General features: G+C 72.8%; 25 protein-coding genes. 16 read left to right on the top strand and 9 right to left on the bottom strand.

Annotated elements, in window-relative coordinates:
• Positions 1–252: 252 nt before the first annotated feature.
• Positions 253–615 (top strand): DsrE family protein, encoded by a 363-nt coding sequence (locus N8I86_RS20970; protein WP_123437209.1) that lies wholly within the window; start codon positions 253–255, stop codon positions 613–615.
• Between the two features lie 16 nt (positions 616–631).
• Here N8I86_RS20970 and N8I86_RS20965 read toward each other — a convergent pair whose 3' ends face one another.
• The gene (locus tag N8I86_RS20965) at positions 632–895 is read right to left on the bottom strand and encodes a DUF3099 domain-containing protein (RefSeq protein ID WP_073887854.1); all 264 of its coding nucleotides are present in this window, start codon (positions 893–895) and stop codon (positions 632–634) included.
• A 131-nt stretch (positions 896–1,026) separates the two neighbouring features.
• Here N8I86_RS20965 and N8I86_RS20960 point away from each other — a divergent pair, with 131 nt between their 5' ends.
• The 4 genes from N8I86_RS20960 (at position 1,027) to N8I86_RS20950 (ending at position 3,366) form a co-directional block, all read left to right on the top strand.
• Complete coding sequence (locus N8I86_RS20960) at positions 1,027–1,773, top strand: LmeA family phospholipid-binding protein (protein ID WP_263278427.1); 747 nt, start codon at positions 1,027–1,029, stop codon at positions 1,771–1,773.
• A 197-nt stretch (positions 1,774–1,970) separates the two neighbouring features.
• Positions 1,971–2,051 (top strand): Ms5788A family Cys-rich leader peptide, encoded by an 81-nt coding sequence (locus tag N8I86_RS39390; RefSeq protein WP_350751515.1) that lies wholly within the window; start codon positions 1,971–1,973, stop codon positions 2,049–2,051.
• A gap of 126 nt (positions 2,052–2,177) precedes the next feature.
• Positions 2,178–3,023, top strand: coding sequence for a sulfurtransferase (locus tag N8I86_RS20955; protein ID WP_073887850.1), 846 nt, complete (start codon positions 2,178–2,180; stop codon positions 3,021–3,023).
• A 55-nt stretch (positions 3,024–3,078) separates the two neighbouring features.
• Positions 3,079–3,366, top strand: coding sequence for a DUF1416 domain-containing protein (locus N8I86_RS20950; RefSeq protein ID WP_073887848.1), 288 nt, complete (start codon positions 3,079–3,081; stop codon positions 3,364–3,366).
• Positions 3,367–3,454: 88 nt separating this feature from the next.
• Here the strand turns inward: N8I86_RS20950 and N8I86_RS20945 are convergent, their stop codons facing one another.
• From N8I86_RS20945 to N8I86_RS20935, 3 genes are read right to left on the bottom strand one after another with little or no spacing between them, the layout of a single operon-like run.
• Complete coding sequence (locus N8I86_RS20945; protein WP_263278426.1) at positions 3,455–4,657, bottom strand: hypothetical protein; 1,203 nt, start codon at positions 4,655–4,657, stop codon at positions 3,455–3,457.
• Positions 4,658–4,661: 4 nt separating this feature from the next.
• On the bottom strand, positions 4,662–4,916 hold the full coding sequence (locus tag N8I86_RS20940; RefSeq protein ID WP_263278425.1) for a MoaD/ThiS family protein: 255 nt from the start codon (positions 4,914–4,916) through the stop codon (positions 4,662–4,664).
• Between the two features lie 51 nt (positions 4,917–4,967).
• Complete coding sequence (locus N8I86_RS20935) at positions 4,968–5,819, bottom strand: alpha/beta hydrolase family protein (protein ID WP_263278424.1); 852 nt, start codon at positions 5,817–5,819, stop codon at positions 4,968–4,970.
• Positions 5,820–5,999: 180 nt separating this feature from the next.
• On the opposite strand from N8I86_RS20935, the gene N8I86_RS20930 reads away from it, so the two are divergent.
• The 6 genes from N8I86_RS20930 to N8I86_RS20905 all read left to right on the top strand — a co-directional run bounded on the left by N8I86_RS20930 (position 6,000) and on the right by N8I86_RS20905 (position 11,817).
• On the top strand, positions 6,000–6,779 hold the full coding sequence (locus tag N8I86_RS20930) for a winged helix-turn-helix transcriptional regulator (RefSeq protein WP_073887840.1): 780 nt from the start codon (positions 6,000–6,002) through the stop codon (positions 6,777–6,779).
• A gap of 106 nt (positions 6,780–6,885) precedes the next feature.
• Entirely contained in the window at positions 6,886–7,911 is a 1,026-nt protein-coding gene (locus N8I86_RS20925; RefSeq protein ID WP_073887838.1) for a LacI family DNA-binding transcriptional regulator, read from the top strand.
• Between the two features lie 120 nt (positions 7,912–8,031).
• Complete coding sequence (locus N8I86_RS20920; protein ID WP_263278423.1) at positions 8,032–9,120, top strand: S1C family serine protease; 1,089 nt, start codon at positions 8,032–8,034, stop codon at positions 9,118–9,120.
• 16 nt (positions 9,121–9,136) lie between these two features.
• Positions 9,137–9,379: a hypothetical protein gene (locus N8I86_RS20915; RefSeq protein WP_073887836.1), complete on the top strand. Its 243-nt coding sequence runs from the start codon at positions 9,137–9,139 to the stop codon at positions 9,377–9,379.
• A 90-nt stretch (positions 9,380–9,469) separates the two neighbouring features.
• The gene (locus N8I86_RS20910) at positions 9,470–10,204 is read left to right on the top strand and encodes a response regulator transcription factor (protein WP_073887834.1); all 735 of its coding nucleotides are present in this window, start codon (positions 9,470–9,472) and stop codon (positions 10,202–10,204) included.
• Complete coding sequence (locus N8I86_RS20905) at positions 10,201–11,817, top strand: sensor histidine kinase (RefSeq protein ID WP_263278422.1); 1,617 nt, start codon at positions 10,201–10,203, stop codon at positions 11,815–11,817. Before N8I86_RS20910 ends, N8I86_RS20905 begins: the two co-directional genes overlap by 4 nt.
• Before the next feature lie 6 nt (positions 11,818–11,823).
• Here N8I86_RS20905 and N8I86_RS20900 read toward each other — a convergent pair whose 3' ends face one another.
• Positions 11,824–12,303 (bottom strand): MarR family winged helix-turn-helix transcriptional regulator, encoded by a 480-nt coding sequence (locus tag N8I86_RS20900; RefSeq protein WP_263278421.1) that lies wholly within the window; start codon positions 12,301–12,303, stop codon positions 11,824–11,826.
• Positions 12,304–12,407: 104 nt separating this feature from the next.
• On the opposite strand from N8I86_RS20900, the gene N8I86_RS20895 reads away from it, so the two are divergent.
• The 3 genes from N8I86_RS20895 (at position 12,408) to N8I86_RS20885 (ending at position 15,322) form a co-directional block, all read left to right on the top strand.
• The gene (locus tag N8I86_RS20895; RefSeq protein WP_263278420.1) at positions 12,408–13,277 is read left to right on the top strand and encodes an NmrA/HSCARG family protein; all 870 of its coding nucleotides are present in this window, start codon (positions 12,408–12,410) and stop codon (positions 13,275–13,277) included.
• A 364-nt stretch (positions 13,278–13,641) separates the two neighbouring features.
• Entirely contained in the window at positions 13,642–14,316 is a 675-nt protein-coding gene (locus tag N8I86_RS20890; RefSeq protein WP_073887802.1) for a Crp/Fnr family transcriptional regulator, read from the top strand.
• 184 nt (positions 14,317–14,500) lie between these two features.
• Positions 14,501–15,322, top strand: a complete 822-nt coding sequence (locus tag N8I86_RS20885) for a nucleotidyltransferase domain-containing protein (RefSeq protein WP_263278419.1) — start codon at positions 14,501–14,503, stop codon at positions 15,320–15,322.
• A gap of 67 nt (positions 15,323–15,389) precedes the next feature.
• Here N8I86_RS20885 and N8I86_RS20880 read toward each other — a convergent pair whose 3' ends face one another.
• The 4 genes from N8I86_RS20880 to N8I86_RS20865 all read right to left on the bottom strand — a co-directional run bounded on the left by N8I86_RS20880 (position 15,390) and on the right by N8I86_RS20865 (position 17,832).
• A complete protein-coding gene (locus tag N8I86_RS20880; RefSeq protein WP_263278418.1) occupies positions 15,390–16,220 on the bottom strand; it encodes an MBL fold metallo-hydrolase in 831 nt (276 codons plus the stop codon).
• Positions 16,217–17,146: an NUDIX hydrolase gene (locus N8I86_RS20875; RefSeq protein WP_263278417.1), complete on the bottom strand. Its 930-nt coding sequence runs from the start codon at positions 17,144–17,146 to the stop codon at positions 16,217–16,219. Before N8I86_RS20875 ends, N8I86_RS20880 begins: the two co-directional genes overlap by 4 nt.
• 66 nt (positions 17,147–17,212) lie before the next feature.
• Complete coding sequence (locus tag N8I86_RS20870; protein ID WP_093475967.1) at positions 17,213–17,677, bottom strand: RidA family protein; 465 nt, start codon at positions 17,675–17,677, stop codon at positions 17,213–17,215.
• Complete coding sequence (locus N8I86_RS20865; RefSeq protein ID WP_009189813.1) at positions 17,674–17,832, bottom strand: DUF4177 domain-containing protein; 159 nt, start codon at positions 17,830–17,832, stop codon at positions 17,674–17,676. The genes N8I86_RS20870 and N8I86_RS20865 overlap by 4 nt, the downstream gene beginning before the upstream one ends.
• A gap of 254 nt (positions 17,833–18,086) precedes the next feature.
• Between N8I86_RS20865 and N8I86_RS20860 the strand changes: the two genes are divergently transcribed.
• Positions 18,087–19,064 carry an ArsA family ATPase gene (locus N8I86_RS20860; RefSeq protein ID WP_073887794.1) on the top strand — a complete coding sequence of 326 codons (978 nt, stop codon included), beginning with the start codon at positions 18,087–18,089 and terminating at the stop codon, positions 19,062–19,064.
• Positions 19,061–20,428: an ArsA family ATPase gene (locus N8I86_RS20855; RefSeq protein ID WP_073887793.1), complete on the top strand. Its 1,368-nt coding sequence runs from the start codon at positions 19,061–19,063 to the stop codon at positions 20,426–20,428. Before N8I86_RS20860 ends, N8I86_RS20855 begins: the two co-directional genes overlap by 4 nt.
• Positions 20,429–20,856 lie beyond the last annotated feature (428 nt).

Raw genomic sequence — 20,856 nt, 5'->3', positions numbered from 1 at the left:
GCTGGCCCTGGTACAGCTTCTTCACGGTCAGACCGGCGAAGGCGAGAACGCCGACGCAGACCAGGACCAGCAGGGTTTCGAAGAAGATCTCCACGGGTGCTCCTTGAGCGAGGGTGGGCGTACGACAGAGCCGGGGCCCAGCTTACGCGGCCGGGCTCCGGCCCTCCTGACGAGGTGCGCGGCTCGCTGCCGCGTGCGCCGCGAGGACCGGCGTGCGCGGGTCGCCGCGGGCGGCCGAACTACGATGCGGGCATGGCGAAGAAGCTTGTGATCAAGGTGACGGCCGGGGCCGACGCTCCCGAGCGCTGCTCGCAGGCCTTCACGGTGGCGGCGGTGGCCGTGGCCAGTGGGGTCGACGTCTCGCTGTGGCTGACCGGGGAGTCGTCCTGGTTCGCGCTGCCGGGCCGGGCCGCCGAGTTCGAGCTGCCGCACGCCGCTCCGCTGCCCGACCTGATCGACTCGATCCTCGCGGCCGGCCGGGTGACGCTGTGCACGCAGTGCGCCGCCCGCCGGGAGATCACCGAGAAGGACGTCCTCGACGGGGTCCGGATCGCGGGCGCGCAGGTCTTCGTGCAGGAGGCCCTGGCGGACGGCACCCAGGCGCTCGTGTACTGACGCCGCCCACCGCGCCTCAGGGGCGCGGGCGCTTCTTGCCGTCCAGTTCGTCCCACCACTCGTCGGACTTGGGGTCGCCGGACGGGTCGTCCCACCAGCGGTCGTCGGGACCCCGGCGGTTGGCGATCATCGCGGCGACCGGCGGGATGACCATGGCCACGACGCACATGCCCACGGCCGCGGGCACCGACCAGATGCGCACGACTCCCCAGGCCAGGACGAAGAGCCCGATGCACGTCCCCATCATGGCGAAGTAGATGTGGCGCCGGCGCGCGTACATGGTTCCAGAGTAGGTCCGACCGCCCGCTGTCACAGGTGATCGACGATCGGGGCCCGGTGCCCGCGGGCGGGGTTACGGTGGCGTGGTCGTACCGGATTCCGCACCCTGTCACCGACCCGGGGGGACACCACATGCGCGGCCTGCGAATACTGCTGATCCTCGTCGTGGTCCTGGGCGTGCTCTTCGTGGTCGTGGACCGGGTCGCCGCGTACTTCGCCGAGGGCGAGGCGGCGGACCGGATCAGGGCGACGGAGAACCTGGCCGCCACCCCGGACGTGGACATCAGGGGCTTCCCCTTCCTCACCCAGCTCGCGGGCGGCTCCCTGGACGACGTCCGGGTCGGCATCGACGACTACGAGGCGGACACCGGCGAGTCCGGCCGGACCCTCCGCATCGACCGGCTGACGGCCGACATGAAGGGCGTCGAGTTCTCCGGCGACTACAGCTCCGCCACGGCGGACAGCGCCACCGGCACCGCCACGATCGCCTACGACGAACTGCTGAGGGCCGCCAAGGCCGCGCCGAGCGACGTCGGTCTCGGCGTCAAGGCCCAGCTCGTGGGCCTCTCCGACGGCGGCGACGGCAAGATCAAGGTCGCCGTCCGGATCCAGGGCGCGATCGCGGGGGCCGTCCACATCGACAAGACCGTCTCGGTGCGCAGCTCGGTGACCGTCGAGCACAACCGGGTGCAGGTCCACGCGGACTCCCTGCCCGTGATCGGCGGACTGGCGCTCGCCGAGAACCGCGTCCGCTCGATCACCGACTTCCGGCAGGCCGTGGACCGGCTGCCCGGCGGCATCGAGCTGGACAAGGTGCAGGCCGCGCCGGACGGGGTGGAGATCACCGTCAAGGGTTCGGACGTCAGGCTGGCGGGGTAGGAACTCCGCCGGTGGACAGCGGACGTCCGACTGGCGAGACGGCCGCGTCCGTACCGTAGATGCGTGACGCCCCGGAGCGCCCGGACGCCGTCCGCCGTACGCCCGGACAGCTCCACCTTCTCACCATGCGGACGATCGCGTCTCGGGATATGACACGCCGGTGACATGCCCGCCCGGACGTCCCTACGATCGACCGCATGAAGCGACAGGCGGACCTCACGAAGCGGCGGGCAGTCGACCTGTGCCGCGTTGCCGCCATGCTCTGTCGCCCCTTCTGAGCGAAAGTCCCCGACTTCCGCATCTCACCCTCGCCCTGCTGGTAGGGCACCCGTGCGCCGCCCGCATGCCGGCGCGCCCCCTCGCACTCGCACGCCTCGCCGTAACTGCCCCGGAGGAGAAAGAGCATGAGCCGCAGCGACGTCCTCGTCGACGCCGACTGGGTCCAGGACCACCTGGACGACGCCGACATCGCGATCGTCGAGGTGGACGAGGACACGTCCGCCTACGAGAAGAACCACATCAAGAACGCGATCCGCATCGACTGGACCAAGGACCTGCAGGACCCGGTCCGTCGTGACTTCATCGACCAGGAGGGCTTCGAGAAGCTCCTGTCGAAGAAGGGCATCGCGAACGACACCCTCGTGATCCTCTACGGCGGCAACAACAACTGGTTCGCGTCCTACGCGTACTGGTACTTCAAGCTGTACGGCCACGAGAACGTCAAGCTCCTCGACGGCGGCCGCAAGAAGTGGGAGCTGGACGCCCGCGAGCTGGTCGACGGCTCCGAGGTGCCCGAGCGCGCCACGACGGACTACAAGGCCAAGCCGCAGGACACCTCGATCCGCGCCTTCCGCGACGACGTGGTCGCCGCGATCGGCGCGCAGAACCTGGTCGACGTCCGCTCGCCCGACGAGTTCTCCGGCAAGCTGCTCGCGCCGGCGCACCTGCCGCAGGAGCAGTCGCAGCGCCCGGGCCACGTCCCGAGCGCCCGGAACATCCCGTGGTCGAAGAACGCCAACGACGACGGCACCTTCAAGTCGGACGACGAGCTGAAGGAGCTCTACGCCGCGGAGAGCGTCGACCTCGCCAAGGACACGATCGCCTACTGCCGCATCGGTGAGCGCTCGGCCCTGACCTGGTTCGTCCTGCACGAGCTGCTCGGCGTGCAGAACGTCAAGAACTACGACGGTTCCTGGACCGAGTACGGCTCCCTCGTCGGCGTGCCGATCGAGCTCGGCGCCAACAAGTAAGCCCTCACCAACCCACCCGACCGACCTCCCGGTCAGACCCCTCTGGAGAAACAGCATGTGTGGAGCGAAGGCCGGCGGCCCGGACGCCTCGACGATCAAGCCCGGTGAGACCACGATCCAGGGTCAGGTGACCCGCGACGGCGAGCCGGTGACGGGCTACGTCCGTCTGCTGGACTCGACCGGCGAGTTCACCGCCGAGGTGCCCACCTCCGCCACGGGTCAGTTCCGTTTCTACGCGGCCGAGGGCACGTGGACGGTGCGCGCGCTGGTGCCGGGCGGCACGGCCGACCGCACGGTGGTGGCTCAGCACGGCGGTCTGGCCGAGGTGGCCATCGCGGTCTGATCGGGTTCCGTGACGGACCGAAGGGCCGTACTCCCTGGGTTGGACGCCAGTGGGAGTACGGCCCTTCGGTGCGCCGTGGCGTGGATGCCTAGCCCAGCGTGCGGCCCAGGATCCAGACGACGGGAGCCGCCGCCGACAGCGGCAGCGCCACGCCCGCCGTGAAGTGCACGAACCGCGACGGGTAGTCGTAGGCGGCGACCCGGTGGCCGATCAGCGCGCAGACGCCCGCCGCGGCCCCGAGGACGGCGCCCTTCGCGCCGAGACCGGTCATGCCGCCCACGGCGATGCCGGCGCCCGCGGCGGCCAGCAGCGCGACCACGACCGACGCCGGGGTCGGCAGGGGCAGCGCGCGGGCGAGGACGGCCACGGCGACCGCCGCGGCGCCCACGGACACCGCGTCCGGGTCGGCGCCCAGGTAGCCGGTGGCGAGGATGGCCAGGGCCGCCGAGGCGACCGTCGCCATCAGGCCGTACATGCGCTCGTCCGGCGAGGCGTGCGAGCGCAGCTGCATGACCAGCGAGAGCAGGACCCAGATGCCGAGCGGGCCGAGGATCGCCGCCGGGGCGTGCTCGCGGCCCGCGACCAGGACCGCCGCGTCGGCCGCGAGGCCGCCCGCGAAGGCCAGGGCGATGCCCTGGCGGGCCGGCCACATGCCGTTCAGCCGGAACCAGCCCGCCGCCGTGACGGCCTGGAGCAGCACCAGCGGAACGAGCAGGGCCCAGGACCCGACGGGCGCCGCGACCGCCAGCAGCAGGCCGAGCAGCGCGGTGAGCGCCGCCGGCTGCATGCCCGGGTCGATGATCGGGGAGCGGCCCTCCAGGCGCGCCCGCTGGGCGTCCGTGATCTGGGCGTTCCCGCCGAGCGTGGCGGGCCCGTAGGCCGGCCCGGAGACCTCCGATGGCTCCGGTGCCGCCGCCTCGGGTGCCGGCGCGGGCCGCGGAGCGGTGGGGGCGGCAGGGGTGTAGTGCTGCTGCGCCTGCGGCCCGTGGGACTGCGCGTACGGCTCGGCGTACGGCTGCGCCTGCTGGGGCTGCTGGTACTGCTGGTAGGGCTGCTGCTGTTCCTGGAGCGGCGGCAGGTACGCCGTCTCCGCCGCCTGCACCGGCGCGTGGGTCTGCGTCTCCCAGGTCTGCCCCTGCCACTGCTGCGTCGACTGGGGGTCGTACCCGGCCTGCCGGCCGTACTGCTCGTGACCGGGCCACGCCTGCGGGGCGGGCTGCTGCTGCTCGGGATGCTGCTGGTAGGGGTCGTGTCCCTCGTAGGGGCCGCCCTGGTACGGCTGGTCGCTCATCGCCTCACCCTCCTGCGAACGGCGGGAGCACCTCGACCGTGCCGCCGTCGGCCAGCCGTACCGTCTCATGCGCGCGGGTCCCGACGGGGTCGCCGTCGACGAGGAAGGAGCACCGCAGCAGCACGCGCGTGAGTTCGCCGGGGTGCCGCTCGCGCACGCCGGACAGCGCTTCGGCGAGCGTGTCCGCGTCGTACGGCTCCTCGGCGACCCCGGCCGCGGCCTTGGCGGCGGCCCAGTAGCGGACCGTGACCTTGGGCATCTGATTCCTTTGTCGACGGCAGGAAAAGATTCGAAGACAGATGGTCTCAGGCTAGCCCGCCGCGGTCGCGGCCCAGTCCCCGATCCGCGCCAGCAGGGCGTCGTCCGCCGCGTTCTCGGCGTGGCCCATGCCCGGCTCGATCCAGAGTTCTCCGTGCTCACCGGCCGCTCCGGCCAGCATGCGGGGGTGGTCGAGGGGGAAGTAGCCGTCGCGGTCGCCGTGCACGATCAGCAGCGGGGCCGGGGCGATCCCCGGGACGGCCTCGGCCGGGGAGAGCGGCACCGGGTCCCACGCGCGGTGGTGGATGCGGGTGCGCAGGCCGTAGCGGCCGACCAGGCGGCCCGCCGGGCGGGTGACCAGCCAGTGCAGGCGGCGCATGGGAGCCGTGCCCCGGTAGTACCAGCGGGCCGGCGCACTGACCGAGACCACCGCGTCCACCGTCCCCGGGTACAGGGCCGCGTGCCGCAGGACGACCGAGCCGCCCATGGAGAAACCGACGGTCACCACGCGCGCGTGGCCGAACCCGCGGGCCCACGCCACGGCGGCGGCGAGGTCCAGCACCTCCTTGTCGCCGACCGTGGACCGCCCGCCGGAGCGGCCGTGGCCGCGGAAGGAGAAGGTGACGACCGCGCCGCGGCGGCGCAGCACGCGCGCCACCCTTCGTACATGTGGCCGGTCGGCCTCGCCGGTGAATCCGTGGGCGATCACGAACACGAGGTCGCGTGCGGCCGTCCGCACGGTGTCCGGAAGGGATTCGTATACGACGGCGCCCGGATCGTATACGGAATCGATCGGAATTCCGTCCGCGCTGTGCAGAAACGTCCGGATAGGGGCGCGTCTGCTTGTCTCGGAATTCGGACGAACGGTGGAACGTGCCACATGACCTGCCGGACCGTTGCTCATGTGGGCTATTCTGCTGGGCAGAGGACTCGGGCAGCGTAGCCCCCGGGTCCTTTTGTGCTTTCGGAAGCGTTGTATACGCAGCGGGAATCCCAAGGTGACCGCAGGTGTACGGGGCCTTCGGGATCGCAGAGCATGGCCCGTCCGCACAGTCCTCGCAGGGACCGAGGAGGAACCAGACGTATGAGTTCTCTGCTGCTCCTGACCAACGCCCTCCAGCCGTCGACGGAGGTGCTGCCCGCCCTCGGCCTGCTGCTGCACAACGTGCGGGTGGCCCCGGCCGAGGGGCCCGCCCTCGTCGACACCCCCGGCGCCGACGTCATCCTCGTCGACGGCCGCCGCGACCTGCCGCAGGTGCGCAGCCTGTGCCAGCTGCTGCGCTCCACCGGCCCCGGCTGTCCCCTCCTCCTCGTCGTCACCGAGGGCGGCCTCGCCGCCGTGACCGCCGACTGGGGCATCGACGACGTCCTGCTGGACACCGCCGGTCCCGCTGAGGTCGAGGCGCGGCTGCGGCTCGCCATGGGCCGCCAGCAGATCGTGAACGACGACTCCCCGATGGAGATCCGCAACGGCGATCTCTCGGTGGACGAGGCCACGTACAGCGCGAAGCTCAAGGGGCGGGTCCTCGACCTCACCTTCAAGGAGTTCGAGCTGCTCAAGTACCTCGCCCAGCACCCGGGCCGGGTCTTCACCCGCGCGCAGCTGCTGCAGGAGGTGTGGGGCTACGACTACTTCGGCGGCACCCGCACCGTGGACGTGCACGTACGGCGGCTGCGCGCCAAGCTCGGCCCCGAGCACGAGTCGCTGATCGGAACCGTCCGGAACGTCGGTTATCGATTCGTTACGCCCGAGAAGGGCGACCGGGCCGCCGAGGAGGCCAAGACCAAGGCGGCCCGGGCGAAAGCGGACGAGACGGACACCTCTGCCGCCCTGGACGCGGCCGAACTCCACGCGGACGCGTAGATCGTCCGGCGCGGGCGTGACGGACGCTCGCGCCGGCCGTTGCGCGCGCCCATCCAAGCGGTGATACGCCCTGCCCGGAGCGGGTCAATCCGCGTAGACTCCGCGCGTGGCCAAGGTGACTCGGGATGATGTGGCACGGCTGGCTGGGACCTCCACCGCCGTCGTCAGTTATGTCATCAACAACGGACCCCGGCCGGTCGCCCCGGCCACGCGCGAGCGTGTCCTCGCCGCGATCAAGGAACTGGGGTACCGCCCGGACCGGGTCGCCCAGGCCATGGCGTCCCGCCGCACCGACCTGATAGGGCTGATCATCCCGGACGCCCGCCAGCCCTTCTTCGGGGAGATGGCGCACGCGGTCGAGCAGGCCGCCTCCGAGCGGGGAAAGATGGTCCTCGTCGGCAACACCGACTACATCGGCGAACGCGAGGTCCACTACCTGCGCGCCTTCCTCGGCATGCGGGTCTCCGGACTGATCCTGGTCAGCCACGCCCTCAACGACCTCGCCGCCGCCGAGATCGACGCCTGGGACGCCCGGGTGGTGCTGCTGCACGAGCGCCCCGAGGCCATCGACGACGTCGCCGTGGTCACGGACGACCTCGGCGGTGCCCAGCTCGCCGTGCGCCACCTGCTGGAGCACGGCTACGAGTACGTCGCCTGCATGGGCGGCACGGCGGACACCCCGGCCGTCGGCGACCCGGTCTCCGACCACGTGGAGGGCTGGAAGCGGGCCATGGCCGAGGCGGGCCTGTCCACCGAGGGCCGGCTCTTCGAGGCGCCGTACAACCGCTACGACGCCTACCGCGTGGCCCTGGAGGTGCTCGCCGGCCCGAACCGGCCGCCCGCGGTCTTCTGCTCCACCGACGACCAGGCGATCGGCCTGCTGCGGGCCGCCCGGGAACTGCGCATCGACGTGCCCGGACAGCTGGCGGTGGCCGGTTTCGACGACATCAAGGAAGCCGCGCTCGCCGACCCGCCGCTGACCACGGTCGCCTCCGACCGCTCGGCGATGGCCCGGGCGGCGGTGGACCTCGTCCTGGACGACGGGCTGCGGATCGCCGGGTCCCGGCGGGAGCGGCTGAAGACGTTCCCGTCCCGGCTGGTGGTCCGCGCCTCCTGCGGCTGCCTGGACTGACCGCCCGGACCGGCTCCCCCGCCTTCCCGTCCCGGGTCCTTATATCGGGCGAACGAGGTTCTGCCGGGCTTCTCAGGGAGCACTCAGGAAGCTCTCATCGACGCGGGGGACTCTTTCGTCATGACCGAGAGCATCCGCCGCAGCGGCGAAAGCGAGTACGGAACCCCGCAGGACGACGCCCACCCGGCCCCCTACGCACAGCAGGACGCGTACGGCAGGCCGCACCCCTACTCCGCTCCCGTGAACCCCGAGTGGCCGCCCCCGCCGCCGTACGAGCCCCCGACGGCGCCGGTCACCGCGGCGGCCCCCGAGGCCGTGATCCCCGCACCGCGCAGGAAGCGCACCCGGGGCCCGGTCCCGCTCCTCGCCGCGGTGGCGATCGTCGCGGCGGCGGTCGGCGGCGGCACGGCCTACGGCTTCCAGGCACTCACCGGCGAGGACACGGCCGCCTCCGCGGGCACGACCACCAACGTGGTGCCCACGGGCAAGAAGGGCGACGTCGCCGCGATCGCCGCCGCGGTCAGCCCGAGCGTGGTCGAGGTGAACGCCACCCTGGACAACGGCTCCTCCACCGGCTCCGGCGTGATCGTCACCTCCGGCGGCGAGATCGTCACCAACAACCACGTCGTCTCCGGCGCCACCTCGGTCAAGGTGCGCACCAGCGACGGCAAGAGCTACTCCGCCGAGGTCGTCGGCACCGACAGCTCCAAGGACCTCGCGCTGCTCAAGGCCGAGGGCGCCTCGGGCCTGAAGGCGGCGGGCCTCGGCGACTCCGACGGCGTCCAGGTCGGTGACACGGTCGTCGCGATCGGCTCCCCCGAGGGGCTGACCGGCACGGTCACCAGCGGCATCGTCTCCGCCCTCGACCGGGACGTCACCGTCCCCACCGAGGAGAGCCAGGGACAGGGCCAGGGCGGCGACGGACAGTGGCCGTTCCAGTTCGGCGGCCGCGAGTTCAACGGCGACACCGGTTCGTCGACCACCACGTACAAGGCGATACAGACGGACGCGTCCCTCAACCCCGGCAACTCCGGCGGCGCGCTCATCGACGCCGGCGGCAACGTCATCGGGATCAACTCCGCGATGTACTCGTCGAGTTCGCAGGCCTCCTCGTCCTCGGACGCGGGCAGCGTCGGCCTCGGCTTCGCCATCCCCGTCAACACCGTCAAGTCCGACCTGGCCAAGCTCCGGGCGGGCTCGAACAGCTAGCAGCAGGGAGCACGTCATGATCAAGATGGTTTCCCACCGCAACGCCGAGCGGGGACCCGCCGGCCTCACCCTCGCCCTCGCGGTCGCCCACGAGCTGCACGCGTCCGCCCCCACCACGACACCCCGCGCGCCTGAGGTGGCCCCGACCCCGGTCCCCGAGATGATGGGCCTGCGCACCTCCGCCGCCCGGCCGCACCGCCGGAAGGTGCCGCTGAACCGCTTGAGCACCATGCGCAGCCTGACCGCCCTCGGGGTCTGACTCACCGCCTCCCCGCCTCCCGGCCCGGGAACGTGCGAGGCTGAAGAGGACCCCGACCACACGACCCCGCACCCCGAGGAACCGCGAGCGATGAGCCCCGCCGAAGGCGACCGTGACCCCCAGCGCATCCTGATCGTCGACGACGAGCCGGCCGTACGCGAGGCCCTGCAGCGCAGCCTCGCCTTCGAGGGGTACGACACGGAGGTGGCCGTCGACGGGGCGGACGCCCTGGACAAGGCGACGGCCTACCGGCCGGACCTGGTCGTCCTGGACATCCAGATGCCCCGCATGGACGGCCTGACGGCGGCCCGGCGCATCCGCGGTGCGGGCGAGACGACCCCCATCCTGATGCTGACGGCCCGGGACACGGTCGGGGACCGGGTGACCGGGCTGGACGCCGGCGCCGACGACTACCTGGTCAAGCCCTTCGAGCTGGACGAGCTGTTCGCCCGTATCCGCGCGCTGCTGCGGCGCAGTTCGTACGCGGTCGCCGTGTCGGCCGAGGCCCAGGAGGACGAGGCGCTGACCTTCGGGGACCTGCGCATGGACCTCGCCACCAGGGAGGTCACCCGCGCCGGCCGCCAGGTCGAACTGACCCGCACGGAGTTCACCCTGCTGGAGATGTTCATGGCCCACCCGCGTCAGGTGCTCACCCGGGAGCAGATCCTCAAGGCGGTGTGGGGCTTCGACTTCGAGCCCTCGTCCAACTCCCTCGACGTCTACGTCATGTACCTGCGCCGCAAGACCGAGGCCGGCGGCGAGCCGCGCCTCGTCCACACGGTGCGGGGCGTGGGGTACGTCCTGCGGCAGGGCGGCGCCGAGTGAGGAAGCTGGCACGCCGGTACCGGGCACTGCCGATCCGGGCCCGCCTCGCCATGCTGGTGGCGGCGGCGGTGGCCTTCGCGGTCGCGGCGGTCTCGGTGACGTGCTGGTTCATCGTCCAGCAGCGGCTCTACTCGCAGGTGGACGAGGACCTGAAGAAGGCCCTGCGCGGCTCCGCGCAGATGGACATGATCAACACCGCCCTGCACACGTGCTCCGAGACACCGCAGCGCGAGGGCCTCTTCCGCAACTACTCCCAGGTGGTCACGGAGAGCGGCAAGACCTGCGTCTTCGACAACTCGGTGGGCACCGTCAAGGTCACCTCGGCCGACAAGGACGAGATCAAGGACGCCGACCTGCAGAAGATCTACTTCCGCAACGGCACCGACAACGAGGGCAACGAGGTGCGTGTCCTGACGCGTCCCCTCGGCGCGACGACCACCGACGCCGGACAGCCCGGGCCGAACGTCGGGCTGATCGTGGCCGTCCCCCTGAGGAGCACCGAGAACATCCTCGACCAGCTCGCCCTCATCCTCCTGCTGGTCTCCGGCGTCGGAGTCGTCGGAGCGGGCGCCGCGGGCCTCGCGGTGGCCCGCGCGGGCCTGCGTCCCGTCGACAAGCTCACCGACGCCGTGGAGCACGTGGCCCGCACCGAGGACCTGACCATCCGCATCCCGGTGGAGGACGACAGCGACGACGAGGTGGCCCGCCTCTCCCGCTCCTTCAACTCGATGACGGCCTCCCTGGCCAGCTCCCGCGACCTCCAGCAGCAGCTGATCGCGGACGCCGGCCACGAGCTGCGCACGCCCCTCACCTCCCTGCGGACGAACATCGAACTGCTCACCCGCAGCGAGGAGACGGGCCGCCCGATCCCCCCGGAGGACCGCAAGGCGCTGCTCGCCTCCGTGAAGGCGCAGATGACCGAACTCGCCTCCCTGATCGGCGACCTCCAGGAGCTGTCGCGTTCGGAGGGGCAGCGCGGCGAGCGCGTCCAGGTCGTCTCGCTGCAGGACACGGTCGAGGCGGCCCTGGACCGGGCCCGGCTGCGCGGGCCGGAGCTGACCGTGACGGCGGACGTGGAGCCCTGGTTCGTCCGGGCGGAACCCTCCGCCCTGGAACGGGCGATCGTCAACGTCCTGGACAACGCGGTGAAGTTCAGCCCGGAGGGCGGCACCGTGGAGGTCCGGCTGACCGGCGGCGTGCTGACGGTGCGGGACCACGGCCCCGGCATTGCCGAGGACGAACTCCCGCACGTCTTCGACCGCTTCTGGCGCTCCCCGAGCGCCCGTGCGCTGCCCGGTTCGGGCCTCGGCCTGTCCATCGTGGCGCGAACGGTCCAGCAGGCGGGCGGCGAGGTGTCCCTGGCCCCGGCCGAGGGCGGCGGCACGGTGGCGACCGTACGGCTGCCGGGTGCGCCGACGCCTCCGCCGGACGCGACCGACACGCCCGGCGCTCCGGGGGCACCCGAGACGCCGGGGGCGCCGGGGTCGCCCGGGTCGCCCGGGTCGCCCGGGTCGCCCGGGTCGCCCGGGTCGCCCGGGTCGCCCGGGTCGCCCGGGTCGCCCGGGTCGCCGGAGGACCGGGAGTCCGAGTCCGCGCCGACGGCGGCAGGCTGACCGGGTTCAGTCCGGCTTGCGCAGGGAGCGCAGGCGCTCGATCTGGCTGTGGCTGAGCTCGTTGCCCCGGCGCATGTGCCGGATGATCGCCTCCAGCTCGTCCTCGCTGTGGTCGTCGAGGATCGTCCGCCAGGTCCGGCCGAGGTCGTCCCAGAGCGCGGTGACGCGGGCGACGCGCTCCGGGACGGGGGTGACCAGCACCCGGCGGCGGTCCGTCGGGTCGGGCGTGCGGGCCACGTAGCCGCCCCGTTCGAGCCGGTCCACCAGCCGGGTGGCCGAGCCGGTGGTGAGCCCCGTCATGTCGGCAATCTGCCGGACGGTGAGCGGGTCCGGCTCGGCGGTCAGCAGGCTCAGGCACTGCACATCGGTCGGGTGCAGGCCCAGGTGGTCGGCGACCGCCTGGTTGAAGAGGACGTACGCCGCCAGGTAGCGGCGGGACTCCGCCGACAGCTCCTCGTACAGCCGGGCACGGCGCGGGTCGGTCACGTGACTCCCCTCAGAATTCACTGCGCGGCGCAGCGATAAGCGCTATTCTCCTGCGTGGCGCAGCCATTGCGTCACACAGCAATGCTACCGACCGGGGGAGAACCATGCTCACCGTCGCCGTCACCGGCGCCACCGGCGCCCAGGGCGGAGCCACCGCCCGTGCCCTGCTCGCCGCGGGCCACCGCGTCCGCGCCCTGACCCGCCGTCCCGACGCACCGCCCGCCCGCACCCTGCTGGACCTCGGCGCCGAGGTCCGGTACGCCGACTTCGACGACCGCACCTCCCTGGACGCCGCCCTCGCCGGCGCCGACGCGCTCTTCGCCGTCACCACCCCGTTCGAGACCGACACCGGCACGGAGACCCGGCAGGGCACGGCCCTCGTGGACGCGGCGGCGGCCGCCCGGCTCGGCCACGTCGTGCTCACCTCCGCCGCCCACGCCGACCGCGGCACCGCGGTCCCGCACTACGAGAGCAAGCACGCGGTCGAGCGGCACCTGCGCGCGTCCGGCCTCACCTGGACGGTGATCGCCCCGGCGGCCTTCATGGAGAACTACACCTCCGGCTGGACCCTGGAGGGACTGCGCGACGGCGCCTTCGCCTGGCCCATGCCGGCCGACCGGCCCCTCACCCTCGTCCCGGCCGCCGACATCGGCGCGTTCGCCGCGCTCACACTGGAGCGCCGCGCGGAGTTCGCCGGCCGCCGCGTCGACATCGCCTCCGACGCGTGCACACCTGCGCACATGGCGGCCGTCCTCGCCTCGGCCACCGGCCGCCCGGTCACCCATCACGAGGTGCCGCTCGACCAGGTGCGCGCCCGGTCCGCCGACCTCGCGGCCATGTTCGCGTACTTCGCCACCACCGGCCTCGACGTCGACGTCGCGGGACTGCGCCGCGCGTACCCCGAGGTCGGCTGGCACACCTTCACCGACTGGGCCGCCGCCCAGGACTGGGGGTCCCTGCTGGGCACCGCCTGAGGACCGGCGGGGCCCGGGGCACCCGGGACGCGCCAGCCCGACTTGCACCATTCATCACATATTCGGGTTGCTGTTCGCCCACAGCGGAATCATCCGGCACCGGCCCCCGGGCCGCCCCGGACAGGCCGCCACTGCGCCGGTCCCACCGGCGATTTGGACCTCCGGGCGGCCACCGTCCACGCCCCGCGCGGTGCTCCGGACGCGACCGGGTGGCCCCCGATTGGACCCCTGCCGCTTACCTCCGGACACCTGTGCGGCATCCTTGTGACAGATCACACTGTTTGGACCGTCCGGCAAAATGGGGAACACGGTCCCCTGGCACGTGGGGCAAGATCCCCTGAGCAGGTCGACAAGGAGAGAACTCGTGGACGACGTTCTGCGGCGCAACCCGCTCTTCGCGGCTCTCGACGACGAGCAGGCCGCGGAGCTTCGCGCCTCCATGAGTGAGGTGACCCTCGCACGCGGCGACTCACTCTTCCATGAGGGCGACCCCGGCGACCGGCTGTACGTCGTCACCGAGGGCAAGGTCAAGCTGCACCGCACCTCCCCCGACGGCCGCGAGAACATGCTCGCCGTCGTGGGACCCGGCGAGCTGATCGGCGAGCTGTCGCTGTTCGACCCGGGCCCGCGTACGGCGACCGCCAGCGCGCTGACCGAGGTGAAGATGCTCGGCCTGGGCCACGGCGACCTCCAGCCCTGGCTGAACGTGCGGCCCGAGGTGGCCGGCGCCCTGCTGCGCGCCGTCGCCCGTCGGCTGCGCAAGACCAACGACGCCATGTCCGACCTGGTCTTCTCGGACGTACCCGGCCGTGTGGCGCGCGCACTCCTGGACCTCTCCCGCCGCTTCGGCGTGCAGTCCGAGGAGGGCATCCACGTCGTCCACGACCTCACCCAGGAGGAGCTGGCCCAGCTGGTCGGTGCCTCCCGCGAGACCGTGAACAAGGCCCTCGCGGACTTCGCCCAGCGCGGCTGGCTGCGCCTGGAGGCGCGGGCCGTGATCCTGCTGGACGTCGAGCGCCTGGCCAAGCGGTCCCGCTGACGCTCTTTCGCCCGTACGGCCGTGGGCCCGGTTTCCTTCCCGGAAGCCGGGCCCCACGGCCGTACCCGGGCCCGGACCCGCTCCGGTGGCCGGCGCCGCGTCCCCGAGCGCCGTACGGGCTGTTCTCGCCGCCTCGCGCCGGAAATCGGGTGCCGCGGGGACGGACGCACGGCACAGTGGCCCCATGGCCGAACCACCCGCCCCCCACGGTCTCGACGCCCTGGGGTGCATCGCCCGCGAAGGCTCCCTCGCGCGCGTGCCCGACGCGTTCCGCCCGGTCGTGGCCTCGGCCCGCGACCGGCTCCTGGACGCCTTCGGCGCCCGCCTGCACAGCGCCTACCTCTACGGATCGGTACCGCGCGGCACCGCGCGCGTGGGCCGCAGCGACCTGGACCTGCTCGTGGCCCTCACCGCGACGCCGGGAGAGGCCGACCACGAGACGGCCCGCGTTCTCGGCGAGGCGGTCGACAAGGAGTTCGACCAGATCGACGGCGTCGGCACGCTGCTGTACGGCCGGGACCGGCTGCTGAGCGACCCGGAACGGTACGACCTGGGCTGGTTCGTCGCCTGCCTGTGCACCCCGCTGCTCGGTGACGACCTCGCCGAGTACCTGCCCCGCTACCGCCCCGACTCCCTGCTCGCCCGCGAGACCAACGGGGACCTCGCCGTGCTGCTGCCGCGCTGGCGGGAGCGGATCGGGGCCGCGGCGGACACCGAGGAGGCCCGGCGGCCGCTCGTGCGCTTCATGTCCCGGCATCTGGTCCGCACCGGCTTCACGCTCGTCATGCCGCGCTGGCGGGGCTGGACGAGCGACCTGCGGGAGATGGCCGAGGTGTTCGCCGCGTACCACCCCGAGCGGGCCGGAGAGATGCGTACGGCGGCGGAACACGGTCTCGAACCGGTCGGCGACCCGCGCGTCCTGCGGGCGTACACCGAGGACCTCGGCCCCTGGCTCGCCGACGAGTACGCGCGCGTGCACGGCGTGAAGGCTCCCCGCCCCGACTAGCGCAGGGTTCGGGCGTCGGGCACCGGGTTCGGGCGCTTGGCGGGGGCGTCGGGCGCGGGCGTCGGGGCTAGATCAGGCCATGCCCGGTCAGGTACTCCATCTGGGCGCGCACCGAGAGCTCCGCCGCCGGCCACAGCGACTGGTCCACGTCGGCGTACACATGGGCGACGACCTCGGCCGGGGTGCGGAACCCGTCCTCGACCGCCGTCTCCACCTGGGCCAGCCGGTGGGCGCGGTGGGCCAGGTAGAACTCGACGACGCCCTGGGCGTCCTCCAGGACCGGCCCGTGGCCCGGCAGGACGGTGTGCACGCCGTCGTCCACCGTGAGGGACCGCAGCCGCCGCAGCGAGTCCAGGTAGTCGCCGAGACGCCCGTCGGGGTGCGCCACGACCGTCGTGCCCCGCCCGAGGACGGTGTCACCGGTCAGCACCGCCCGGTCGGCCGGCAGATGGAAGCACAGCGAGTCCGCGGTGTGCCCGGGCGTCGGCACGACCCTCAGCTCCAAGCCGCCGACGGTGATCACGTCCCCGGCGGCCAGGCCCTCCTCACCGAGGCGCAGCGCCGGATCGAGGGCACGCACGCGCGTACCGGTCAGCTCGGCGAACCGGCCGGCGCCCTCGGCGTGGTCGGGATGGCCGTGGGTCAGCAGGGTCAGGGCTATGCGCTTGCCGGCCTTCTCGGCGGTGTCCACGACGGTGCGCAGATGGCCGTCGTCGAGCGGGCCCGGGTCGATCACCACGGCCAGGTCCGAGTCGGGCTCGGCGACGATCCAGGTGTTGGTGCCGTCCAGGGTCATCGCGGAGGCGTTCGGCGCGAGGACGTTGACGGCACGGTCGGTGGCCGGTCCCGAGAGGACTCCGCCCCGGGGCCGGCCCGGCAGGGCTGCTGGGTCGGTCATGCGGAGCCTCCTCCGGCGCTCGGGGCGGACGTCGGCCGTGCCGTACCGGGTGCCCCGGCGGCGGGGATCCCGGACGTCGGGACGTGCTTGGTGAACTCGTCGTGTCCCGGCCAGGACAGGACGATCTCCCCGTCCCTGAGGCGGGCGCTCGCCAGTATCGGCGTCATGTCCCGCGCGGGGGCGGCCGTCAGCGCCTCGGCGGCGGTCGCGTACGGGAGCAGCTGGCGCAGGGTGGCGATGGTGGGCGGCATCATCAGCAGCTCGCCCCTGTCGTAGCCGGCGGCGGCCTCCCCGGGGCGGATCCACACCGTGCGGTCGGCCTCCGTGGAGGCGTTCCGGGTGCGCTGCCCGGCCGGGAGGGCGGCCACGAAGAACCAGGTGTCGTAGCGGCGCGCCTCGAACTCGGGGGTGATCCAGCGGGTCCAGGCGCCCAGCAGGTCCGAGCGCAGCACCAGGCCGCGCCGGTCGAGGAACTCGGCGAAGGACAGCTCGCGCGCGACGAGGGCGGCCCGGTCGGCCTCCCAGTCGTCGCCGGTGGTGTCGCCGACCACGGACTCCGCGTCGGGCCCGGCGAGCAGCACGCCCGCCTCCTCGTACGTCTCCCGTACGGCCGCGCAGACGATCGCCTGGGCACCGCTCTCGTCCGTCCCCAGCCGCTCGGCCCACCACGCGCGCGTGGGGCCCGCCCAGCGGACGTGACGGTCGTCGTCCCGGGGGTCGACGCCGCCGCCGGGATACGCGTACGCGCCTCCGGCGAAGGCCATGGAGGCGCGTCTGCGCAGCATGTGGACGGCCGGGCCGTCCGGGGTGTCCTTCAGCAGCAGCACCGTCGCCGCGCGCCTGGGGGTCACCGGGGTGAGGGTGCCGTCCGCGAGCGCGCGGATCCGGTCGGGCCACTCCGGGGGGTACCACTGACCGTTCGCCATGGCCGGAGGCTATCCCGTATAGGGCGAATGTTCGAGAGGTGCCCGAGGTCAGCGGGGTGGGAGGGGCTACGGGACGAGCTCGACCTGGATCTCCACCTCGACCGGCGCGTCCAGCGGCAGCACCGCGACACCGACGGCGCTGCGGGCGTGCACGCCCTTGTCGCCGAGGACCTCGCCGAGCAGTTCGCTGGCGCCGTTGAGGACACCGGGCTGCCCGGTGAAGTCGGGCGCCGAGGCGACGAAGCCGACCACCTTCACCACGCGCGCGACGCGGTCCAGGTCGCCCGCGACGGACTTCACGGCGGCCAGCGCGTTCAGCGCGCAGGTGCGGGCCAGCTCCTTGGCCTCCTCCGGCGTGACCTCGGCACCCACCTTGCCGGTGACCGGCAGCTTGCCCTCGACCATCGGCAGCTGGCCGGCGGTGTAGACGTACACGCCGGACCGCACGGCCGGCTGGTACGCGGCCAGCGGCGGTACGACCGCCGGCAGGGTCAGACCCAGTTCGGCCAGCTTGGCCTCGACCGCGCTCACGCCTGCTTCTCCCGCTTCAGGTAGGCCACGAGCTGTTCGGGGTTGGGCCCGGGCACGACCTGGACGAGCTCCCAGCCGTCCTCGCCCCAGGTGTCCAGAATCTGCTTCGTGGCATGGACGAGCAGCGGCACGGTTGCGTATTCCCACTTGGTCATGGGCCGACTGTAGCCGCTGTGACCGCGACGGCCCGCGGCCGACCGCCCGCCCTGCCGCGGACCGCCCGCCTCCCGCCCCCGGACCGCCCGTGTCCCGGCCGCGACCGCTTCCGGCGCCGGCCCCCGCAGCCCCGCCCGGACCGGACCCCGGCCCCCGCGCGGACCTTCCGGTGGCCGAACGACCGGCCGACTGTGACCACCGTTATCCACAGCCTCACGCGTGACCGTCGGCCGGACTGGTTAGGCTCGAAGACGTGAGCAGGCTCCAGGTCGTCAGCGGCAAGGGCGGGACCGGAAAGACGACGGTCGCCGCCGCCCTCGCGCTGGCCCTCGCCACCGAGGGGAAGCGGACGCTTCTCGTGGAGGTCGAGGGCCGGCAGGGCATCGCACAGCTCTTCGAGACGGACGCGTTGCCGTACGAGGAGCGCAAAATCGCGGTGGCACCGGGCGGCGGGGAGGTGTACGCCCTGGCCATAGACGCCGAACTGGCCCTTCTGGACTACCTCCAGATGTTCTACAAGCTGGGCGGGGCCGGCCGGGCCCTGAAAAAGCTCGGGGCCATCGACTTCGCCACCACCATCGCCCCCGGCATCCGGGACGTCCTGCTGACCGGCAAGGCGTGCGAGGCGGTGCGGCGCAAGGACAAGCGCGGACGGTTCGTGTACGACTACGTCGTCATGGACGCCCCGCCGACGGGCCGCATCACCCGCTTCCTGAACGTCAACGACGAGGTGGCGGGCCTCGCGAAGATCGGCCCGATACACAATCAGGCGCAGGCGGTGATGCGGGTGCTGAAGTCGCCGGAGACGGCGGTGCACCTGGTCACGCTGCTGGAGGAGATGCCCGTCCAGGAGACCGCCGACGGCATCGCCGAACTCCGCGCGGCCGGTCTGCCGGTGGGCCGGGTCATCGTGAACATGGTCCGCCCGCAGGTGTTGGACGCGGAGGACCTGGAACTCGTACGGACCGTGGAGCGTTCCTCAGTGGCACAGGCGCTCTCGTCCGCGGGGCTCGGCGGGGCCCGGCGGGGCGGGAACGCCGAGAAGCTGGTGGACCCGCTGCTGGGCCAGGCGTCCGAGTACGCCGAGCGGTACGCGCTGGAGGAGGACCAGCGCGCGGTCCTCGGCGAGCTGGACCTGCCGTTGCACGAACTGCCGCTGCTCGTCGAGGGCATGGACCTCGCGGGCCTGTACGAACTCGCCACCGAGCTGCGAAAGCAGGAGTTGTCATGAGTCCGGACCCGGCCGAGGCGAAGAAGGCCGCCGCGGGGCGGAGGACGGCCGAGGCGCAGGAGAGCGCCCGGCGTCTGTCCCCCACGCGCGCGCTCGACGTCGACCGGCTGCTGGACGACCCCGGGACCAGGATCGTGGTCTGCTGCGGCTCGGGCGGCGTCGGCAAGACGACGACCGCGGCCGCCCTCGGACTCCGGGCGGCCGAGCGGGGCCGCAAGGTGGTCGTGCTCACCATCGACCCGGCCAGGCGGCTCGCCCAGTCGATGGGCATCGACTCCCTGGACAACGTGCCGCGCCGGGTGAAGGGCACCGACGGCGACGGCGAGCTGCACGCCATGATGCTGGACATGAAGCGCACCTTCGACGAGGTCGTGGAGGCGCACGCGGACCCCGACCGGGCGGCCGTGATCCTGTCGAACCCCTTCTACCAGTCGCTCTCCGCGGGCTTCGCCGGCACGCAGGAGTACATGGCGATGGAGAAGCTGGGCCAACTGCGGGCGAAGGACGAGTGGGACCTGATCGTCGTCGACACGCCGCCGTCCCGGTCCGCGCTGGACTTCCTGGACGCGCCCAAGCGGCTCGGCTCCTTCCTGGACGGCCGGCTGATCCGCCTGCTGACCGCGCCCGCCAAACTGGGCGGCCGGGCCGGGATGGCCTTCCTCAACGTCGGCATGTCGATGATGACCGGCACGCTGGGCAAGCTGCTGGGCGGTCAGCTGCTGAAGGACGTCCAGACGTTCGTGGCCGCGATGGACACCACCTTCGGCGGTTTCCGCACGCGCGCGGACGCCACGTACAAGCTGCTCCAGGCGCCCGGTACGGCCTTCCTGGTGGTGGCGGCCCCGGAGCGGGACGCGCTGCGCGAGGCCGCGTACTTCGTGCAGCGGCTGGCCGCGGAGGACATGCCGCTGGTCGGGCTGGTGCTGAACCGCGTCCATGGCAGCGACGCCGTCCGGCTGTCGGCCGAGCGGGCGCTGGCCGCCGCGGAAAATCTTGAGGAGCCCCGCATTGTCGATCAGGGGGACGGGAAAGCTGGACTTCGTAACTCTCCCGACCCGTACGGCAGTTCACACACTTCCGCATCCGGGACCGCAGCCGGTGACACCGCTTCCGAGGAAGGCTCCCCCGCCGAAACGGAGCGCCCCGTCGACCGGCTCACCGCGGGCCTGCTGAGGCTGCACGCCGAGCGCATGCAGCTGCTCTCGCGCGAGCAGCGCACGCGCGACCGGTTCACCGCGCGCCACCCGGAGGTGGCGGTGGTCGACGTGCCCGCACTGCCCGGCGACGTCCACGACCTCACGGGACTGCGGGAGATCGGCACCAGGCTGGCCACGGGCACGGAAGAACAGACGCAGCCGTCGTAGCACCCGCCCACGCACCTGTGCGAACCCGCGCAGGCGTCGGCGGGCACAGGGCGCCTGCCGACGCGGCCGGTCCCGACCGTCTCCGGCCGGGCACAGGCAGGATCGGCGGTCTCCGCGCGCACGGCGTCGCCGCGCGCGGGCGTCCACGGCAGGACGGGCGTCCGCGGCGCACAGGGCACGCGTCCGTCGTGCCTGCGCTTCGGCCGTGTCCCGCCCGAGCCGTTCGCCCCGCCCCTGGCGCTTCCCAGGCCCGGTGGCAGGTGCCGGCGCTCCCTGTGGGCGTACCCGGCCGATGACGTGCGGCCGGCGGGTGACTCCTAGAACGTGCGCCGTCCGGCGTCTCCCCGCGCGGGTGCTCGGCCCGTACGTCCCCGGCGTACGCCTGATGCCGTTTCACGTGGCGTACGCGGGTCGGAGCGCATGCCCCG

Source organism: Streptomyces albidicamelliae (genome assembly GCF_025642175.1).
GTDB classification, from domain to species: Bacteria; Actinomycetota; Actinomycetes; order Streptomycetales; family Streptomycetaceae; genus Streptomyces; species Streptomyces albidocamelliae.
The sequence above is the reverse complement of the archived record's forward strand: the minus strand, read 5'-3'. Positions and strand labels throughout refer to the sequence as shown.

Coding starts and splice junctions, on each gene's coding strand:
- N8I86_RS20880 (WP_263278418.1), bottom strand. CDS start 16,220: ATGACCGACCCAGCAGCCCTGCCGGGCCGGCCCCGGGGCGGAGTCCTC.
- N8I86_RS20935 (WP_263278424.1), bottom strand. CDS start 5,819: ATGAGCAACGGTCCGGCAGGTCATGTGGCACGTTCCACCGTTCGTCCG.
- N8I86_RS20970 (WP_123437209.1), top strand. CDS start 253: ATGGCGAAGAAGCTTGTGATCAAGGTGACGGCCGGGGCCGACGCTCCC.
- N8I86_RS20945 (WP_263278426.1), bottom strand. CDS start 4,657: ATGAGCGACCAGCCGTACCAGGGCGGCCCCTACGAGGGACACGACCCC.
- N8I86_RS20930 (WP_073887840.1), top strand. CDS start 6,000: ATGAGTTCTCTGCTGCTCCTGACCAACGCCCTCCAGCCGTCGACGGAG.
- N8I86_RS20885 (WP_263278419.1), top strand. CDS start 14,501: ATGGCCGAACCACCCGCCCCCCACGGTCTCGACGCCCTGGGGTGCATC.
- N8I86_RS20910 (WP_073887834.1), top strand. CDS start 9,470: ATGAGCCCCGCCGAAGGCGACCGTGACCCCCAGCGCATCCTGATCGTC.
- N8I86_RS39390 (WP_350751515.1), top strand. CDS start 1,971: ATGAAGCGACAGGCGGACCTCACGAAGCGGCGGGCAGTCGACCTGTGC.
- N8I86_RS20865 (WP_009189813.1), bottom strand. CDS start 17,832: ATGACCAAGTGGGAATACGCAACCGTGCCGCTGCTCGTCCATGCCACG.
- N8I86_RS20955 (WP_073887850.1), top strand. CDS start 2,178: ATGAGCCGCAGCGACGTCCTCGTCGACGCCGACTGGGTCCAGGACCAC.
- N8I86_RS20965 (WP_073887854.1), bottom strand. CDS start 895: ATGTACGCGCGCCGGCGCCACATCTACTTCGCCATGATGGGGACGTGC.
- N8I86_RS20875 (WP_263278417.1), bottom strand. CDS start 17,146: ATGGCGAACGGTCAGTGGTACCCCCCGGAGTGGCCCGACCGGATCCGC.
- N8I86_RS20950 (WP_073887848.1), top strand. CDS start 3,079: ATGTGTGGAGCGAAGGCCGGCGGCCCGGACGCCTCGACGATCAAGCCC.
- N8I86_RS20920 (WP_263278423.1), top strand. CDS start 8,032: ATGACCGAGAGCATCCGCCGCAGCGGCGAAAGCGAGTACGGAACCCCG.
- N8I86_RS20855 (WP_073887793.1), top strand. CDS start 19,061: ATGAGTCCGGACCCGGCCGAGGCGAAGAAGGCCGCCGCGGGGCGGAGG.
- N8I86_RS20895 (WP_263278420.1), top strand. CDS start 12,408: ATGCTCACCGTCGCCGTCACCGGCGCCACCGGCGCCCAGGGCGGAGCC.
- N8I86_RS20940 (WP_263278425.1), bottom strand. CDS start 4,916: ATGCCCAAGGTCACGGTCCGCTACTGGGCCGCCGCCAAGGCCGCGGCC.
- N8I86_RS20960 (WP_263278427.1), top strand. CDS start 1,027: ATGCGCGGCCTGCGAATACTGCTGATCCTCGTCGTGGTCCTGGGCGTG.
- N8I86_RS20915 (WP_073887836.1), top strand. CDS start 9,137: ATGATCAAGATGGTTTCCCACCGCAACGCCGAGCGGGGACCCGCCGGC.